This is a genomic window from Fulvivirga sp. M361 (assembly GCF_007097395.1).
Lineage (GTDB): Bacteria > Bacteroidota > Bacteroidia > Cytophagales > Cyclobacteriaceae > Fulvivirga.
This window is the reverse complement of the sequence record NZ_VKDC01000016.1, coordinates 103714-123724: the sequence shown is the minus strand read 5'-3', so window position 1 is coordinate 123724 and position 20011 is coordinate 103714. Positions and strand designations below refer to the sequence as shown.

14 protein-coding genes are annotated in these 20011 nt (G+C 40.4%); 7 read left to right on the top strand and 7 right to left on the bottom strand.

Annotation, left to right across the window (positions count from 1 at the left end):
• Window positions 1-188 precede the first annotated feature (188 nt).
• From FNH22_RS17860 to FNH22_RS17845, 4 genes are all read right to left on the bottom strand, one after another.
• Window positions 189-821 (bottom strand): response regulator, encoded by a 633-nt coding sequence (locus FNH22_RS17860; RefSeq protein ID WP_143399792.1) that lies wholly within the window; start codon window positions 819-821, stop codon window positions 189-191.
• Entirely contained in the window at window positions 818-3829 is a 3012-nt protein-coding gene (locus FNH22_RS17855; protein WP_143399791.1) for a sensor histidine kinase, read from the bottom strand. The genes FNH22_RS17860 and FNH22_RS17855 overlap by 4 nt, the downstream gene beginning before the upstream one ends.
• A gap of 66 nt (window positions 3830-3895) precedes the next feature.
• The gene (locus FNH22_RS17850) at window positions 3896-8947 is read right to left on the bottom strand and encodes a C25 family cysteine peptidase (protein ID WP_143399790.1); all 5052 of its coding nucleotides are present in this window, start codon (window positions 8945-8947) and stop codon (window positions 3896-3898) included.
• Window positions 8944-10014, bottom strand: coding sequence for a PorV/PorQ family protein (locus FNH22_RS17845; RefSeq protein WP_143399789.1), 1071 nt, complete (start codon window positions 10012-10014; stop codon window positions 8944-8946). The genes FNH22_RS17850 and FNH22_RS17845 overlap by 4 nt, the downstream gene beginning before the upstream one ends.
• Window positions 10015-10324: 310 nt before the next feature.
• Here FNH22_RS17845 and FNH22_RS17840 point away from each other — a divergent pair, with 310 nt between their 5' ends.
• The 7 genes from FNH22_RS17840 (at window position 10325) to FNH22_RS17810 (ending at window position 17682) form a co-directional block, all read left to right on the top strand.
• Entirely contained in the window at window positions 10325-10663 is a 339-nt protein-coding gene (locus FNH22_RS17840) for a PadR family transcriptional regulator (RefSeq protein WP_143399788.1), read from the top strand.
• A 33-nt stretch (window positions 10664-10696) separates the two neighbouring features.
• Entirely contained in the window at window positions 10697-13093 is a 2397-nt protein-coding gene (locus FNH22_RS17835; RefSeq protein WP_143399787.1) for a PspC domain-containing protein, read from the top strand.
• Window positions 13094-13301: 208 nt separating this feature from the next.
• Window positions 13302-14288 carry a Gfo/Idh/MocA family protein gene (locus FNH22_RS17830; RefSeq protein WP_143399786.1) on the top strand — a complete coding sequence of 329 codons (987 nt, stop codon included), beginning with the start codon at window positions 13302-13304 and terminating at the stop codon, window positions 14286-14288.
• A gap of 67 nt (window positions 14289-14355) precedes the next feature.
• A complete protein-coding gene (locus tag FNH22_RS17825; RefSeq protein WP_143399785.1) occupies window positions 14356-14925 on the top strand; it encodes an RNA polymerase sigma factor in 570 nt (189 codons plus the stop codon).
• Between the two features lie 2 nt (window positions 14926-14927).
• Window positions 14928-15797: a hypothetical protein gene (locus FNH22_RS17820; protein WP_143399784.1), complete on the top strand. Its 870-nt coding sequence runs from the start codon at window positions 14928-14930 to the stop codon at window positions 15795-15797.
• Window positions 15781-16824: a hypothetical protein gene (locus FNH22_RS17815; RefSeq protein ID WP_143399783.1), complete on the top strand. Its 1044-nt coding sequence runs from the start codon at window positions 15781-15783 to the stop codon at window positions 16822-16824. The genes FNH22_RS17820 and FNH22_RS17815 overlap by 17 nt, the downstream gene beginning before the upstream one ends.
• Before the next feature lie 105 nt (window positions 16825-16929).
• On the top strand, window positions 16930-17682 hold the full coding sequence (locus FNH22_RS17810) for a hypothetical protein (RefSeq protein WP_143399782.1): 753 nt from the start codon (window positions 16930-16932) through the stop codon (window positions 17680-17682).
• 94 nt (window positions 17683-17776) lie between these two features.
• Here FNH22_RS17810 and FNH22_RS17805 read toward each other — a convergent pair whose 3' ends face one another.
• Genes FNH22_RS17805 through FNH22_RS17795 form a run of 3 tightly spaced genes read right to left on the bottom strand, consistent with a single transcriptional unit; the run spans window position 17777 to window position 20009 of the window.
• Window positions 17777-18598, bottom strand: a complete 822-nt coding sequence (locus FNH22_RS17805; protein ID WP_143399781.1) for a DUF4097 family beta strand repeat-containing protein — start codon at window positions 18596-18598, stop codon at window positions 17777-17779.
• A gap of 59 nt (window positions 18599-18657) precedes the next feature.
• On the bottom strand, window positions 18658-19440 hold the full coding sequence (locus FNH22_RS17800; RefSeq protein ID WP_143399780.1) for a HEAT repeat domain-containing protein: 783 nt from the start codon (window positions 19438-19440) through the stop codon (window positions 18658-18660).
• An 11-nt stretch (window positions 19441-19451) separates the two neighbouring features.
• A complete protein-coding gene (locus FNH22_RS17795) occupies window positions 19452-20009 on the bottom strand; it encodes an RNA polymerase sigma factor (RefSeq protein WP_143399779.1) in 558 nt (185 codons plus the stop codon).
• Between the last annotated feature and the right edge of the window lie 2 nt (window positions 20010-20011).

The window sequence follows — 20011 nt, the reverse complement described above, 5'->3', positions numbered from 1 at the left end:
GTTATGTATAGATTATCGGCTGCACACTTATAACACTGACTGGGAAGTCATATGGGTGTAGAATAGGTGGTTTAGGCCTTAACTCAAAGGTGAACAAAGGGGGAATAAGAAAAACCCTCCAAATGGGACGATATTTGGAGGGTTAACATACCCTTGATTGGGTGATAATGGGGTTATTTTAAGCCTTTTTAGATAAGCTTTTCCTTCGTGGCCTTGGCAATTGCTTCTGATTTACTATTCACCTGAAGCTTAGAGTAGATATTCTTAATATGAGATTTTGCTGTTTCTTTAGTAATAAATAGTTCCTGGGCGATCATGCTATAACTCTTTCCCTTCGACAATAACTCCAATACTTGTGTCTCTCTGGATGACAAAGGAGAGTTTGGATTCTTCTGGAATGAGTTTACCACCATTTTAGCTATTTTAGAGCTCATTGGTGCCCCTCCATTGATCACTTCATCTATGGCATCCAATAACTCTGAATGGCTGGTATTCTTAGTGATATAGCCACTGGCGCCAGAGCATAACGCCTGAAACACCAATTCGCTATTTTCATAAATAGTATTGACAATAAGTTCAATATTTGGATGTGTTTTCTTAATCACTCCTATGGCTTCGATACCATTCATCCCCGGTAGTTCCAGGTCCATGAGTATAATCTCAGGAGCATCCTTTTTCAAGTTTTTAATAGCGTCTTCTGCATTATCATATGAATTCACTACATAATAATTACTAACACTATTAATAATCAGAGAGAACCCTTCCCTCACGGCATTATTGTCTTCAACGATGACAATTCTAGATCTAAAGTAATTGTTCATAACATGGTTGTTTTATAAAGTTTGACCTCACTTTTTCTTGGCTCTGATTGTAATTTTCCTTTTAACTCTATCGCTAACCCATACTGTTGATTGCCATTGAGTATATTTAATGTGCATCCTATTTGAGTGGCACGTGATGACATATTTTTGAAACCGTTCCCTTTTTTCAAGTAGTCGGCCGGCACTCCATGACCGTTATCCCATAATCTTAGTACGAAACTGTTTTCATTGAGGTTCAATTCAAAATGTACTTCGGTAGACTGAGAATGCTTCAGTGCATTGGTCATGGCCTCTTTAAAAACAAGAACAATCTGACGGCTCCAGCCGGAAGGTAGTGGTTTTTCCACAAAATCATCTTTACCGGAAAAAAAATCAATACGTGTGTTTTCGAACAGTTCTTCTCCAAAATCTTTTATATAAGTAAATAGCTCATTAAGGTTATCGCTATCAGGATCCATAGACCAGATAAAATCTTTAGTGCCATTGAAAAGGGATTTGGTATGCTTTTCAATATTTAGCAATAAATCATTTATCTCAAGTGACTTATCTTTGAGCTTTAAGCTTATCAGATTGGTAAATACAGTGATACTGGCCAATTGATTTCCCATATTATCATGAAAATCACGTGCCATACGTTTTCTCACTTTCACCAATTCCTCCGCACGTATACGCTCTATCGTTAACAGTTTATCCAGGTTTTTCTTTACTCTATAATCATTAAAGAACTTTATACCCAATATGATGAGTATCGCCACTATAATAAAAAACCAGGGTTCCATCCAGAAGGGTGGTACGATGCTAAAAGTAAACTCAGCATATTCCCGGGACCATACCCCGTCACTATTGGCAGCCTTAACTTCGAAGGTGTAATCTCCTGGTGGAAGGTTGGTATAAACCACCTCTTTTTTTTCTGTTAACGGTGACCATTCTTTTTGAAGGCCCGATAATCTGAATTGATAATTTACCTCATCAGGGTTTCTAAGGCTGTTGCCAAAATATTCTATGATAACGTTATTATCATCATGAGGCAATTTGAGGTTCGATGGAATATTGTGCCAGTTGGATAATCCATCAGAATACTCAGTCCAATTTACATTGTTATCAAATAGTCTGATCCCCGAAATGTAAACGAGTGGAGGGTTGGTGTTCAGGGATTCCATAAAAGCCTTATACTTAATGATTCCCTGACTATTTCCAAACCAAATACTACCGTCTTTTTCCTTATAAACAGAGCTGTAGGAGGTTCTGATACCATCAAAGCCTTCTACTCTACCATAGTTTTTTATACGTTCTACTTCATTGGCTTCATCCAAATAAAGTTTGTCAATACCTCTTTCCGAGCCTACTACCAGGTTCCCATCATTATCGAATACCATATTATAAATAAGATCTGAAGAGAGACCATCACCTGCCGTTATATGGGTCTCTTGTGTTTTATCTGCCGATATTCGAAGGATACCATGCCCGGAATAACCTATCCAAAAATTCCCCAAACTATCCTCAAGGCACACATTAACACGCCTGTCAAAGATATTTTCATCAAGGACAATTTTTTCAAGGCGTCCGTCACGATAATAATTCAGTCCCTTTCTCGACACGATTAAGATCTTACCTGGTTGTGGCTCCGATATTCCCCAAATAATATCGTCATATAGCCCATCTTCCGTGGTGAAATTGTAAAACTGCTCGCTATCACAAACACTCAGTCCATTGGCCTTACCTACCCATAAATTGTTTTGGCTATCATTGAAAAGTACCCGGACCGAATTATGTAATACACCATTGTTCTTAGTATAATTATAGCATTGAACTCCATCATATTTAATCAATCCTGCATTCCTTGTTCCAAACCAAATGTTACCTTGTTTATCCGTAGCGCTGGCGGTGATATGTTGATTCATAAGATTAAAGCTGTTATCCTCACTTATTTGCCCATCAGCCGTAATTTTAGTCACACCTCCTCCGTAGATCCCTGCCCAGTAATTACCTTTAAGGTCTTTAGTAATAGTACTTACGGGTAACCTCGTAAGGCCATGTTGAGGGCCATAAAACTCAAAAACATCGTTTGCCAGTTTGTACAGGCCATCTCCGTTTGTAGCAAACCAGTCGTTACCCTCTCTATCACTAAATATCTTGTTGATTGCTGTATTGGTGAAGCCATGAAGTTCATTCATAAGCCTTAAACCATGGTTCTTATATCTTATGGCTCTATTGGCAGAAATAAACCAGGCTTCGTTTTTACTTTTGAACACCGACGATGTAATAAATTTATCCGGAAAACGAACGTCATAAGACATCGGTCTATTGAGATTCAATGTTACCAGCCCTTTGTTTGAGCCTAACAAAAAGGTAGAATCCGAAGCTATCTCTATATCCAGAAGATATCCTTTGAAATCAGAATTACCAAGTACCTCTCTAAGCTCTTTTTTATCGTACTTAAACAACCCTTTTATTGCGGTAATAAAATATACACTACCATCACCATTGATGGCAATATCTATGATTTTATCATTCTTGATCCAACCCTCCAATTCGATGCGTTGATCCAGTCTTCCATGATCAAGATAACCTAAACCACCATCAGGATAAGAAAACCAAATCGTATTCTGATCGTCATTGGCGATGACATTTATTGAGGCTGTAAAACTGATAGAATCCGTAAGGTAATTAACGAAACGGCGCCCGTCAAACATTGAAATCCCATTGGCAGTAGCCGCCCAGATATATCCATTTTTATCTACTAATACATCTCTTACGATGTTATTCGCAAGTCCATCTTTTTCAGTATAGTTACGAAATCCGATACCATTAAAGCATGAAAGACCGCCCCCCAGGGTAGCCAGCCACAGGTTCCCGAATTTATCCTGGCAAATATCTGTAATCTTCTCATGCGCCAGCCCATCATCTATATTATAATTAATGAAGTTATAGCTTTGACCAAAAGTGGATAAATACGTTGCCGTTAAACACAACGTCAAAAAAAATATTTCGACAGTTCTCCTCATCATTTCACATGGCAAAATAACAACTATAGAGGTTTCACCCCTTTTGGGGTATGGATTTAGCCGTTTATACTAACGAAGTAGGTATAATTTACCGAATCCATTTTTAAAGGCCTTATCCGCAGCAGTATTTCTTTGTTCGAGCGTTTGGCCGTCCTGTTGAACAATTACCTTGTACAGATACACCCCGTTGGCAAGCTGATCTCCAAACTCATCTTTGCCGTTCCATGCAAAATCTGACAGGTTGTTGCCGATACGTATAGGTCCAAGTTCATCTTGCGTGATCTCACGGACTATCTTTCCGGATACGGTCATAATCTGTATTTTAATTTGATTGGGCACCTCACTTCCCGTAAGTGTAAAAACAAAACGGGTGCTGGTAGAAAAAGGATTCGGGTAAGGGTAAAAATTAGTTATGGAAGATTCGTTGATAACTTCAAAATTTATCACATAAGGCTCTGTACCAGAGGCATTTCCACTACCATCTTCGGCCTCTACTCTCAACGTGTAAATACCATCTGCTAACCTGTCAGGCCGATAATCAACGCTAAAATCCTGCTCCTCTGATGCGGCAGTCCACTGTATATTTTCAGAAGAGAACGACACACGACGAAATGAGGTTTCTTCCTGCTCTTTCAAAAACAAGTTCACACCTGCAGTGTCCGTCTTAAGTATGAAGTTATTTTCGTCCTTTAACTTAATAGCTATTAGTGGTGTGGGTGAAACAATGTCCCCATCTAAAATATACTCCCCATCAAACACCACATCAATTACCGGATTGATGTTATCAGCAATAACGGTTAACAGCCCGGGAAAATCCTGTACATTGTTATCATAATAGGCCTCCGGAGTAATGGACGGATTAACAAAAACATTAAGATTATTCTGACCAGATCTACCCAATGTATTAACATCAACTGTAAATAGCGTAGTATCTGTAGGCGCCGGTGAGGTTATCTGAAATTCATTCATTGTGGATTGCCTTCTGTCAATGTTCAACAGAGTTGACCTGACTGTGAGTGAATCCGGAAAGGACCTTCCTCCGATATTCCAAAAACCAAATTGTCTGCTATAGTCTTCTCCCTCTTGCCTGGATTCCGAAAGGTTTTCTTTATCAAACGGTAGTAATATTCCCTCAGGCACTCCGGTAAAGAGTACCATCCATTTATCCAGATTAGGGGGTGTAAGGTTCGTTTCATCAATAAGGTTAGCTCTTAACCTCAGAAAAGGGAACATAGTCACGTCAATGAACGATAAATCCACATTTGATGATGTCACATTAGTCAACAGCGAGCTTTCCTGTCCTTGCAGGTTTATTCCCAACACATCAAATCTGAATTGATCTGTGACAGGCTGCTCAGAAGGTGTGACGGACTGAACCAGTGAACCCCATGCAGAAGCCGGACCAATCGTAGTGGACAGTATAGCGCCAGAGGGTGAAACTCCTGTAAGCTGAGTATCTAATGTAAGTTGTTGTTCTTCTACAGGCGTAGCTGATGCCCGAATGATAGTGGCACTGCCGGGAGGCGTTCCTTTCTTTGCAAGGATGATCACAGGTTCGCCATCCTGAAAGCCATTAATGGTAGCTGTGCTGATGCCTAATTCTTCCAGCTTTGATTCCACTGAAGCAGACCACCCGGAAAAGCCGGCATCACCTATGCTAAAAAGTAACACACTGTCCCCTTCATTTACATTATCAATGTATTGGATCAGGTTCGACGTACCCGAAACCACATAACTATTAATGATCTGGGATAACCGCCCGCAACTTCTGAGGTCTTCAATGGCATAAGCAATACCTGCATAAGGATTACCTGTATTTCTATCAAAAGCCACCAGGTTGATCGTATTATTTCTACAAGCAAAGCCATTATTGATAATAAATTGAATACCATTTAAAGAGAGCGACATATTAAGCAGTGAGTCTGCACTGTTAGGGTCACCACCGTTGGGAAGCAGTTCATTCTCTGAACCTAAGGTCAGCAAACTAATGTCTGTAGAAGACCTTAAAAATTCGAAATTTCTCTGATCAGGATTACTTTGCAGGTCTGCCAATTGATTTTGGTTAACCTGATCAAAAACACTTTGGGACCAACCCTCTGCCCCATTATTAATGTAAGTGAAGGAAGTGGTAAACCAATCTTCATTTTCACCCGGCTGGAGTTGAGCAAATCGGCTTCTCCAGAAGTATACAGTACTGTCATTGGCCGTAGTACCAGGCAACAGGTCTACTTCCCACTGCGCAAGAAGCTCAGCATTTACAGTAGTTGTTTTTTTGAAGGGGCTGTCAAACGAAAAAGCAGTATCAAGCTCTATGAGAAAATCCCGCGTTCCTTCCAAAAGGTTGGCGGATTGGACCAAAAGCCTGACCGGCTGCGCAGAAACGATGCTATAATCCAAAGGAAACAGATTCCGAGTACCGAAGGATTGAATAAAAGCATTTAATGTGGCCGTATTATTGTTTTCACTGAGTTCAGCAATCATATTGACCGGATCCAGGGCAACGTCAAAACGGTTATTCCCAAAGGAACTCTCACCGGACTGTTGGATCACTAAGGTGAGGGTATCCTGAAAAAGTACGGGTGGATAAATAGAATCATATTGAAGCACATTACCATTGCTCAATGTGCGGGTAACATTAACGCTGATGGAATCACCAGAGGTACGTCCAAAATTCCTTACAATCACCTTCAGTGCAAATGAATCAGACAGAGTTGTGATCGGTTCATCGTTGAACGATTCCAGGAAAAGGTTATCTTCTGTAATCTCGTAATCTACTCTTTCGGCTCCAAACAAACGCACAGCCGGGTCCCCCAACAACATCATCTGTTGGACTTGGGTAATATTGGCAGGGGTAGATGAATTGTTTTCCAAATACTCTAATACCACTTGTTTCTGAATGTCTCCCAATGAACGACTGATAAATGTGGAATCGCCATAACCTACCTGATAAAAAGTATTGGAATAACTTCTAAGCGCAATCTCAAAGCCGAAAAATGAGTGTGCTATAAAACCCACTGCACCACGATTGGCCGCTACTATCCAATCTTCTCCAAAAATCACGTCCGGTCGAAAAAACTGACCTGCGTTACAACCATTGATGAGGAATGTAGGGTACCTTCCGGCATTGTTGTAACCTTGAACAGGGTCGGAAGCAAAACCAATATCAATATCCGTAACACCTGGCGCTGAATGACCATAAAATGTTACCAGGTTGAGTCCCTTATTCAGTTCATCCGCAATATTGATCAATTCTATTTCACTGCTTAAGCTTTTAGCTACGGTGGTCACATCTCCACCGAGAAAGTCGTTCTCAGCTACACTGGCGAAGCCGTTAACATACCCCAGGAACCGGGAAAGCTCATTTTCACGTATTCCGCCGCTTAAGTGCAAAAGTCTTTTCCTCCATAGGTCATCAAAAGGCAAGGACTCCATTTCTAATACTTTGTTAAGATATGCCACCACTTCTGATGAAGACTTAGCCGGCAGTCTGCCCACTGGCACAGCCGGCTCAAACTGGGTACCATTTAACCCGGCCGTAAATACAATATCAGAACCTGGAAATCCTGCAGGAGGTACAAGGTCACGTACCTGGAAAGTCTGTCCAAACTTAGTCACCTCAAAAAAACCGGTAACATTTCTATGGAAGTTGGATTGAGGACTTAATCCCTTACCTATTAAGAAAAGATATTCCGGATCACCTTCTGCTACCAGGTATTCCATAAACTTATAAATGGCCAAAGGGCTTGTTTCTCCAAAGCTAAATTGATTATACAGCTGGTCCATGTCTACTATGAGTGTGTCAAATCCGCCGCCAGCATTACTGGCCCTGTATTCCGCATATGCTTTTACCGGATTACTTATGCCACCGGAAGGGCGCATTAACAGCTTATGAGTAATAATAATGTAATCATGTGCCGCAGCATTAATTTCGCGAAAGTCCACCCGGCTCACTACCGGTGTTCTGAAATTCCCTCCATTATTTACATGAAGCTGTCGCTCAACAAGCGTATTATCAAGAATAAGATCAGCAGTACTACCTGTCTGATTGAAACCTATTCTTATTATGTTATTGATATCTGTAATGTCATAGATCCCAGTATTGTTCACCACGTTTGTAATCTCCACGAAAGACTTATTTCCCGGATTACTAATTAGGTTAAAGGTTTTACTGGCAGAAGCCGCATCAAATTCCTGAGGGTAGTTAAGTCTCAGAAAAGAAGTACTGATCAGGTCGTTACTACCACTTATCCCCAGGGCCAGAACCCGAACCAAAAGCTCACCCGAAGGCAGGTCAATATCTGACCAGTTCAATGTACTGGTGAGTGAACCAGTCTCAAATCCGAAAAATTGAACGGTTCCCAAGGATCGCAACGCCCCTACGTCAGGGCCTACCTGCACTTCTACGTTGTGCTGTAAATTATCACGACCTACCAAAAGGACTTCTAACTGTGGATCTCCTGCAGCCTGGTTCGCATTGGAAATACCATCAATGACAAATTCAAGGTTCTGTCCCTCTTGTATTGCTCCACTGGTCCACCCCTCACCAATGTCATAGCCTGTAAATCGTATCACTTCATCAGTAGAGAACCCTCGTCCCTGTGAGTAATCATTTACATTAAGTTGTAAAACATCTTCCAAATGTGCTACCTGTGCGGGAAGGCTGCCCGTATTGTTTTCTGAAAAGTTTTCCATGCGCTTCCCATTTCCGGGAGTCAGCCTAAACGTGAGAAAATAGGCAGAAGTATCACTAAATATGTTATAAAAAGGATGAGGCTGGGATGCAGGTGGCTCATAAAGGTCTGCATCAAGTGTGCCATCATTACGAAGGCCATAGAATTCTATAAAGTCCGTAGTATTAAAAACGGCATCTCCTTCTCCTTCTACATGAATGGCTACTTCCTCACCCCGATGGAAAAGCTGGAGTCTGCGAGGGTCAGTAGTATTTAAAGGAAAACCTGCATTTTGTAAATCCGAAAAGCTGATCCTGTATATTCCATCCTCGGCTACTCCTATTTTGAAATACTGCTGATCAAAATTAATCCATTCATTCCCATAGTCCTGTCCGCTCAACACATGAGCTACACTCATCAGAATTAATACTATGCCTGTAATATGTTTCAATCTAACGCTGCTTTAAGGGAGAAAACATGGCTATACAACGACTCAGACTGGTCACCAATATCTGTTAGTGCATAGTCAATGGTTATCTTTTTTATATTAACGCCCATGCCAAAATTAGGCTGGAAAGTTTGATAGGTAGATCCGTCAAAATCTTTTACCTCCTGAATGTCTCCCAGGCCAAAACGCAATAAGATCGTTTTTTTGTAGTCCATTTCCAATCCCAATGCAGGATCGATAGAAACAGGGTCAGACTTGATCAATACATTTCTTCGTCCGTCAAAGGATGTAACAAAATCCAGTGCCAGTTGAACACCAAACTTCTCTTTAATTGGAAAATATCTTGCTACACCAACGGTAGCTTTGGGAAGCGTTACTTCCAGTGAATTACTTGGAATTTCATTGCCTGTTTGTGTAAAAACATCAATCACCAAACCTGTATTATGGTTCCAGGCGTTAAAGGTTCCGGTAATATCACTTACCATAATACCAAAATTCCATTTCTTGAGGTCAATTTGAGCGCCCAGGTCCAACCCAAAACCCCAGGCATTGGCAAAGTTACCTGCAATACGGTGGATCACTTTGAAGTTAGCCCCCATTTTCAATCCTCCTAAAATCGGTACTTTCCGTGCATAGGAAATAAGAAGGGCATAATCTGCTGCAGAAAAAAAACGGATATTTTCATAGTTTAATGCACCGTTGGCATCGTACAAAAACCGGGTATCAGGTATATCATCAATAGCAAAACGAATCAAAGATATACCTAATCGGCTCATGGAATCAATGGGGGTAGAAAAGGCAGCATAATCGTATTTGGCAATACCTGCAAAGTATTCAGCATGCATAAGTGAAAAGTCATATTTAGTCTGACTATTCAGCAATCCGGCGGGATTCCAATATCCTGCTGTAGCATCAGAAACGGTAGCTACCTGATTTCCGGACATGGCTAACCCTCTGGCCCCTACCCCTATAGATAAAAATTCGTTGCTGAATTTAGGTGCACTGGTCTGAGAAAAAACCTCAGCTGAACAGGAAAATAACAATCCCAATAAAAGAAAAATTCTCACCATTAATATCCTCAACTAAACAATGTAAATATATTAAAACCAGCTAGTTCTCTCCCTACTTCTGAATAAGTAAATGCCAGAATGGTCTGGCAGGTAACAATGGGTTTTGACCTGGAATATATATGTGGTTATTTATAAAAGCACTAAACTACTCATTTTGTTTAGCATGAATATATAACAAGCTAATAGTATTTACTTAGTACTATGCAACACATAGTACCTTTTTGCGTATACTTGTAGAACAAGGTCAAAAACCTCTTTTCAAGCTTACTCTCAATGTATTGATTGAATGGGGAAACTTAAAATAAACAGAATGAATTTGGAAAATACACAAGTACAGATGCGGAAGGGTATTTTGGAATACTGCATTCTGCACATTATTTCGCGTGGTGAGGTATATGCTTCGGATATGCTGGAAGAGCTCACGTCTGCCAAGATCATGGTGGTGGAAGGTACGTTGTACCCATTACTCACCCGTCTTAGAAAAGCCGGACTGGTAGAGTATAAATGGGTGGAGTCTAACTCAGGGCCACCTCGTAAGTATTATACACTTACGGAAGATGGCGGCAATTTTCTAGGTAGCCTGAATGCTACCTGGAAAGATCTGGTAAAATCTACCCGGTTGATAACACAAAAAAAGACTGCCAGCTAATCGCCCATTCATCCACCACTAAAGAATACAACAATGAAAAAAAATATAAGTATCAATATCAGCGGCATTATCTTTCACATTGAAGAAGATGCTTATGAAGAGTTAAAAAACTACCTGGATTCCATTAACAAGTATTTCGCTTCATTCGAAGACAACCAGGAAATTATTGCAGACATTGAAAATAGGATGGCCGAGATATTCCTGGCCAAACTTCATGAAGATAAACAGGTTATTACCGAAGAAGATGTTAAAGCGCTCATCGCCACAATGGGAAGTATTCGTGACTTTCAGGCGGTTGAAGAACCTGAAATAGATGAGCCCGATGACAAACAACAAGAACAGGAAACAGAAACACGTGAAGATGACTCAAAAAAGTTAAGACGAAACCTTAACAGGAAAATTATTGGAGGAGTATGCTCAGGCATTGCAGATTATTTTAAAGTAGATCCACTTTGGATACGGCTTGCCTTCCTGCTTCTGTTATTTGGTTATGGAATTATCTTCTTATTCTATATCATTTTATGGATCGTACTTCCCGGGAGCGATGAACCTAAAGAAGACAACGATATAAAGAAGATGTATCGTGATCCGGAAAAAAAGGTTATTGCTGGCGTAAGTTCCGGAATGGCAGCCTACTTTGCGGTAGATGCAGCTGTTATTCGACTAATTTTTGTGCTTACCATTTTCCTTGGAGGTACTGGCCTGATCATCTATGTTATTTTATGGATCATACTCCCTGAAGCAAAGTCTATTACTGATAAGGTAAAGATGAAGGGTGAACCGGTGACCCTATCAAACATTGAAACCAATGTAAAAAAGAATCTTAAGGTAGAAGATCAGGAAGAGGAGAGCATTTTTGTTAAGATCCTCTTATTTCCTTTTAGGCTTATTGCATTGATCATTAAAACATTAGGGGCGATTATAGCCCCCATTTTTGTTTTCCTGACCGATTTCATACGAATTATCATAGGACTGTTTCTCATTTTTATTGGGCTTGTACTGGTATTTTCCATGGTAGTTAGCCTCGGTGTCGTATTTGGAGTATTCTCAGCAGGGATATGGAGCCCTGAATATTTCAGTTGGAACGACATTGGTTTTCCTGTGGAGTTAGTATCTAACAGCTTCCCTACATTTACTGCTCTTGCCGCGCTTACCACAGTATTAGTACCGAGTATTTTCATCATGTTACTCGGGTCGTCTATGATAGCAAGAAAGATTGTGTTCAGTACCTCTACAGGTTGGACACTTTTTGCCATGTTTATCGTCAGTATTATTATAGTCAGTGTCAATGTACCTGGAATAGTCTATCGGTTTAAGGAGGATGGAGAATACTCTGTGACTGAAACATATGATGTAGGTAATAAAACAGCGATTTTAAAACTTAATGAAATTGGCATGGAGGATTACCAGGTGGCAACATTAACATTGCGTGGGTATGACGGAAATGAATACAAACTTGAAAAGAATTTTGAATCACAGGGCAGTTCAAGAAGAAATGCCATTGAAAATGCCAAAATGGTTACCTATAATGTGGATTTTCAGGATTCCGTCTTAGTTTTTGACTCTAATATAGAGTTCAGGGGAGATGCTATATTTCGGGGACAACGCCTGGAATCGTACCTGTACATTCCTTACGGCAGTAAATTTATGATGGATGAAGATTTACGCCATATTATGAGGAATACGATTTATGTGAATGGTTATCGGGTATCTGATATGGAAGACAATGTATGGTCCTTCACCCCGGAAGAAGGTTTGACTTGCCTTACCTGTGAGGAAAACGACAACTATAACAGCACAGAGTTAGACGGTGAAAAGTATAACCGTACCATGCAGTTTGATGGCTTTCAGGACCTTTCTATACAGGGAGCCTATACTGTAGACATTATAAAGTCCAACAAATATGAAATATTGCTAAAAGGTAGCACTCCTGACCTTAATCAGGTCAGAGTAAGAGAAAACGGTGATCAGATCAGAATCAGTTGGGACCGCTATGGAGCGTATGATAAAAGAAGTATTCGCAAAAAAGAAATACGAATGGTTATCATGATGCCCTACCTGCATGGACTGGACCTTAGCGGATCATCTAAGGTTTATATCAAAGGTTTGAAGCAAAGAGACCTTATGATGGAAGTTGATGGAGCTTCATATGTAAAAGGTAATTTCAACATTGATAACCTGGAGATTGACGCATCAGGTGCCGCTGAAATAGAATTAGAGGGTACGGGGTCCGAGTTAACTGCAGACCTCAGGGGCGCATCACAACTTAATGCGTATGACTACGAAGTAAAAAGGGCCACGTTACAAGCAAAAGGAGCAGCTGGTGCCAAAGCATTTGTTACCGACGAAATCATCATGGATGAATCACTTATCAGCAATATAAAATTCCGGGGCGGCGCCACGGTAGTCAACGATCCGGAGAATAATTAAATGGATCGAATAATCAGGGAGGGGTCTGAATTAAAGGCCCTTTGCTTTTTATATTCCTTATTTATTACCCATCAGTCATAAGCAAGAGATGAAATACCGTTATATCAATGATAATTACCCGTCAGAAAGTTGATTAAATAAACAAAAGTGTCCAACATTAACATTCAATCGATATCCACTTTAGAACGACCAGGAACCAACAATACCTATGGTAAAATGGGGAATACTCGGAACAGGAAAGATAGCCCGGCAATTTGCTGAGGATTTTAGGTTTGTAAAGGATGCCGAACTCGTAGCTGTAGGTTCGAGAACAGAGGTCTCTGCCCGGCAATTTGCTGAAACTCACCAAATCAAAACATATCATAGTTCATATGAACAATTAACCTTAAACCCGGATATAGATGTCATATACATATCTACACCACACACATTACACCGGGAGAACACTTTATTATGTCTGGAAAACAATAAATCCGTACTGTGCGAAAAGCCCATTGGTATTAATGTTCATGAATTAGATGAATTAACGCAACTCGCTCGTGAAAAGCAGCTCTTTTTGATGGAAGCCATGTGGACCTATTTTCTACCTCCGTTGCAAAGAGCCAAAGCATGGGTGGCTGAAGGCGCTATTGGTGAAATTAATATGATCAAGGCAAACTTCGGTTTTAAAGCCAATTACGACCCTCAATCAAGGCTTTTTAACCCTGATCTGGCGGGTGGTGCTTTACTGGATGTAGGCATTTATCCTATTGCACTTTCTCTGCTATTTTCCAACGCCCCAATAGAAGACGTGCAGGTAATGTCTTCTAAAGCCCCCACCAATGTAGATATTACAGATATTTATCAACTAAGATTTTCTGACGGTATATTGGCAGACCTGTCTTGTTCGGTAGGACACTCCATGCTTAACGATGGTTTTATCTATGGTACAAAAGGGCATATACATATTCCTAATTTCTGGAAGGCACGTAAGGCCATCTTGACACAATATGATGGTTCAGAACCTGTTATTTTTGAAGATTCTCGCGAATCCATAGGATACAATTTTGAGGCGGATGAAGTAACGCGTTCAGTTCTTGCAGGCAAAATGGAAAGTGAAGTAGTGCCGCTGTCAAAAAGCAGAGAATTTCTTTCTCTTATGGACAAAATCAGGAACGATATAGGCCTGGTCTACCCTTCTGAAAAATCGGCGTAAGTGTTTTTTTAACTTAAGGTGCAACCCTTGTTTAGTATATTGCATCTAGTCTTCGAGAACACTTTAAATGACACTCAAAATTCATCGATCTGAAGAAGATATTCTGATCAGGAAATGCTGCCAGCAAGACGGTCAGGCACAGGAAGCACTGTATAACAGGTATGCTGCTTCCATGCTGGGCACCTGTTGCCGGTATATTAAAGATCCGGATCAGGCAGAAGATGTAATGATAGGTGGTTTTGTAAAAGTATTCAGAAAAATAGACCAGTTCAAGGGTGAAGGAAGTTTTGAAGGTTGGCTAAGAAGGGTTATGGTAAATGAAGCGCTTACATTCATACGTAAGAATAAGAACATGTATTTGGAAGTAGATATCGAAACGATTGACCGCGAACCTAACTATCACACGCTGAACAGTGAGCTGGAAGCAGATGATCTTCTCCAATTGGTGCATCAGTTACCCACCGGATATCGAACGGTTTTTAACATGTATGCTGTAGAAGGTTATTCACACAAGGAAATCGCAGAGCAATTGGGTATTAGTGAGAACACCTCAAAATCACAGTTGAGCAGAGCCAGGGGCTTACTCCAAAAAAAATTGCTTAAAACAGAACAGCTATTAAATCAAAAAATACAATAGGCATGAGCAGTCAGGAGCTAGATGACCTTTTTAAAAATAAACTGGAGGCATTACAAAAACGGCCTTCACCCCGATCCTGGTCTAAAGTAGAGCAGGGGATCAATAGTGGAAAAAATCGTGGCATTTGGTTTTACACCAGGATAGCAGCTGCGGTTCTATTACTTTTCATGGCTGGGGGTGTTATCATGCGGTTTGCCTTAGAAGAAAAGCAACAGCCCATTGCTTTTAAAGATAGCATTGACAAGGTAAAGAATGATGATGAGATAAAACAAAAGAAACCTGTCCTAATGGAAGAACCCATTACAGATGAATCCAGGACACCACAAAACATTACGGCTGAAGCTTCACCGCCCCTCGCAACAAATGATATTTCAAAACGATCGATGGCCACTGAGCAAGTGATTGCAAAAAAGGATGAGCCTGAAAGAACCACTGCTATACCGGTGAAGAAAGGACTTAGGAAAAAGAGTAAAAATACGACCAATCTAATAACAGCTGACCAAAAAGCTACAGCAACATTAACAAAGGTAGAGAAAAATGAAGTGCCAGAGGTGTCAGCCGAGCAAACTACAGGCACCAATGCAACCAAAATGGCAACTATGGCATCTACAGAACAAAAGACATCTGAGGTTGAGGGCAAGACATTAACCTTTGATATAGAACAGTTTAATGCCAAGATAGCTGTTGCCGCCATCACTGATGAGAGACCGGAAGAGAATACGCCTGAAGAAATGGATAAAAAAGGCTTCAAGAAGATCATTGGTTTTGTGAAAAATATTAGAGAAGGAGATGGACTGGCAGAGCTTCGGGAGGCAAAAAACAACTTGCTTGCCCTGAACTCCAAAAAAAGAGAACATGACAACTCAAAATAACATAACAACACCAAAACTGAGGTTATCATGGGCGCTCTTGCTATTTCTACTTGGGAGTAACATACCTCCTATTTTAGCGCAAGAAGTCACCGATTCTTTAATCATTAATGTGGGGGAAAGTCAGATCATCTTTCTGGTAAGGGACCAGGAAGACCTGGAACGATTAAAAAACTATGACCTTAATCAAATCCTGAAAGAACTTAGTCTGAAGCTAAATCAGGACTCGACCATGACAGACACAAACGCAAGTACCCTGGCAGACACTACCATAGTAGTGGATAGAGTCGAAGAAGAATTAGAAGAGTATGATGAGGTACGCTACGTAAAGTATCGTGAAAAAGACCGGGAAGAAGATCGCGACCGAAATCGAAGGAGACGTTCTACCTATCATTTTGTCAATGTAGAATTGGGTACCAATAACTACCTGGAAAATGGAAATTTTCCGGATGAGAACAATGCCTTGTATTCCGTACGTCCATGGGGATCATGGTACATAGGTTTTGCCGCAGTAAACCAAACTCATCTGAGTAACTCTCTTTTCCTGGAATGGGGTCCCAGTATCACCTGGTACAACTTCAAATTTGAAAATGATGCTGTCAGGATAGTAGATGGTGATGTGATTGAATTCCGGGAAGATAACGCCGGATTAAACTATGTGAAAAGCAAGCTCACCGCGGCTTATGTCAATTTTTCAATGGTTCCTATGTTCGTTTCAGAAGAACCTCGCAGGCGCAGAAACCGTGACTGGTTCGAGAAAAGAGGGGACAAAAGTGGCTTCAGGTTTGGCGTGGGAGGTTATGTTGGTTATCGTATTGGAAGTTACAGTAAAATAGTAGTGAGGGAAGATGGTGACAAGAACAAGGACAGGGATAAGGACAGCTTCAACTTATCTAACCTCAGATATGGTATACGCGCTCAAATAGGCTTTGGCGGTACTGACATATTCTTTAATTATGATATTAACGAGCTCTTTAATGAAGGAAAAGGGCCAGCACTTAATGCTTTCAGCATAGGCCTGACTTTATAAACAACAAGAAAATTTAACTTATGGATGCAGGTCCTCAAGGATACTGCAAATGGAATAACTATGTATATATAACAACAGGATCAAAACTCAAAAATGATGAAAAGGATGAAATTATTTTTAACCATTTTCCTGGCAACAGGATTCGTAACAGGAGCATATTCTCAGGATAACACTGAAAAAAAGGAGAAAAGAAAGAGGCGCTACCGAACCTACAGCGACTTTAGGATCGATCTGGGCATTAACGACTACCTGGAAGGCGGAAAATCACCCGTTGAAGACAATGAATTATATGAAGTTCGCCCCTGGGGGTCATGGTACATTGCACTTAAGGCCATCAACGAGACCCAAATTACCGGCCCTTTATACCTGGATTGGGGGGCAGATGTGAGCTGGTACAATTTCAAGTTCCAGGATGAATCGGTACGTATAACAAAAGAACCTGATGGGGTCGTTTTCAGCCAGTTTACTGAAGATATTGACTTTAGGAAAAGTAAGCTCACAGCCGCCTTTGTGAACGTCAGCGCTGTTCCCACTTTAAAATTTGGCACAAATAGTCGTCGTCATAAACGATGGAGGCATTGGGAATGTAGTGGTAATGGAAGTGATTTCAGCATAGGAGCTGGCATGTACGCAGGATACCGGATTATGAGTTATGCCAAATATGTCACCGAAATGGATGGAGACAAAGAAAGAGATAGAGATAAAGACAGCTTTTTCCTAAATAATATCCGATATGGTGTGCGTGGCCAAGTAGGCTTTAGGGGCCTGGACCTCTTCTTTAATTATGATCTTAATGAACTTTTTGCGGATAACAAGGGGCCAAAACTTAATGCCTTCAGTTTTGGTGTGGTTCTCTAAAAGTAATGATCGAATGTAGTCATCAAAGAAAGGTAGGCTTCCGGGCCTACCTATAAAATCAACTGGTTTGGCAAGAAATAAAGAGATGCTGTTTCTACTTGCGTAGATAGATATCTCCATTATAATTTTTGATCATAATCTCAGGCCCACCACCATTAACATCTCCTCGCACCCAATCTTCCAAATAAATTTTGTAGGTGCCAGACTTTTTTTCCTCTTTCAATCGATTAGTTTCTTTTGCACTAAAATCAAATCCGGAGTAGATTTCCCCCTGGGATGTTTTCATCTTGAGAGATGCCTTAAAATCAGCCGGTAGAGAAAGGTCAACATCTCCGTTGTAGGTGGTAAAAGCCATAGGTGTATCAGGTTTTACGGTAATAAAAGTTGCTTTAATAGATCCGTTATAGGTATTTGCCACTAATGACCCTGAAATAGTCTCAGCTTTTATCTTACCATTATAATTATCAGCGACTACTTCTCCCGCTATATTCTTAATAAAAATATCTCCATACTGATAAGTTTCAACATGTAAGTCTATATTTTTAGGGACCTCAAAGACTAAATCAATCCCTTTTTCCCATGAATCAGACTCTACGTTAATGTAATTGTTTTTTTCACTGACTTCGAGATTAGTTAATCCACTGGAGATCCTTTTAAGACCGTCTTTCTCCTTTGCTTTTTCCTTCTCTTTATTCTTCACTTTATATTTATATTTAGCCGGAGAATATCTGATCAATATATCCTTACGCTCTGACCCGATCACATCTATGGAACCTTTCCTGATATCTACTTTTATTTTTCCACGTTTACCCGGATCAGTAAATGGCACAGTAAATTCGCCATTATCTTGAGATACTCCTGCCGGAACAGTAAGTATGACCAACGTTACTGCTAATAATTGTTTGAGACTTTTCATGATTTTCGTTGTTAACTTATCCTATTTATTTTTTGGACCAGATTTTGAGCTTAATTCTATCATATCAGGATTTGAATGCTCTCATTTATCCTGTCTTTCGCTTCCTGCGGTGTTTCTTCTTTTTTAAGTAGCTCTCGAAGAGAGCCAATAGCTCGTTTCTCTTGCAGGGCCACCATCATTTCTGCCAACCCCATCTGAACCATAGGTGATTCCTGGTTTGTAATAGAGGTTATCAGTCCTTTTCTTACTTTGGTATTACTGGCATAGGGAAATAATGCTTCTAATGCTGCTAATCGAACATTTACATTTTCATCATTATTTAATGTCTTCAAAAGTGCATCCGTGATTTTATCACTCACCTCGGAAATATCACTGGTCAGCCCTACCGCCCTTAATCGATCACTGGTAGACTCTTTTTCAAGAAGTGTGAGCATCATCATTTCCTTCATTTCCTGTACTTCGGCATATAATTTACCTACCTCAGTATGGGTAGCATTGCTATTTTTAGCCAACCATCCGATGGTAATACCGGCCATCATGAGCGCTAAACTATACGTCCAACGAAATATGGGTTTTGCATTCCATATACCGGATAGTTTAAAGCCCAATGGTTTTCTCGCCTTCCTTTGTTCATTTAATAATTGATGAAAGGAATAGGTAAGGCTTTCCGAAGGTTCAACGGAAGCCATCATGTCTAACTTTTTATTCAAATGACACAGGTCGCTAAGGTCTTCCAGCTTAATGATGCCCTTTTCGATGCAGCTTTCAAGCTGCTTTCCTTCTTCATATGTCAGGTTGCCCTGATGGTATTTTTCAATAAGTCTATCTTTATCCTTTTCCACGCTACATTCGTTCAAATTGCCTTTTCAATTTTCAGGTACTCCGCTTTCAGAGTCTGCATAGCCCTGAAAACCTTTACTTTAACAGCTCCCTCGCTACAGTTTAACAGCTCTCCAATTTGCTTGTACTTCAGACCATCAATTTTACTGAAAATGATCACCTCTCTTTTTTCCATATCCAGCCTTGCGATAGCCATTTGAAGGATCTTAAGTTCCTCAGCTTTACCCATAGCCTCCTCACTATTGCATACTTTATCCCCTATACGCTCTCTCCAATGTTCAATATCTTCTTTTTGAAGTTTATTCGTTTTCCGGTAGTGGTCTATATTCACATTCCTGGCAATATGAAACATCCATAGCTTAAACTCACCATCTCCTTTGAAGCCCTGTCTATACTTCAATATTCTTTCGAATACGCTTTGCACCAGGTCTTCACTAAGGTTCGGATCACCACTGAGGTTGTAAAAGAATCCAAAAAGTATCTTCTTATATCTTTCGAATAAAAGCCCCAAATGGTCGAGTTTCCCATCACGCACATTAAGCATGAGAGCATTATCTGAAATTGATTCCAAGT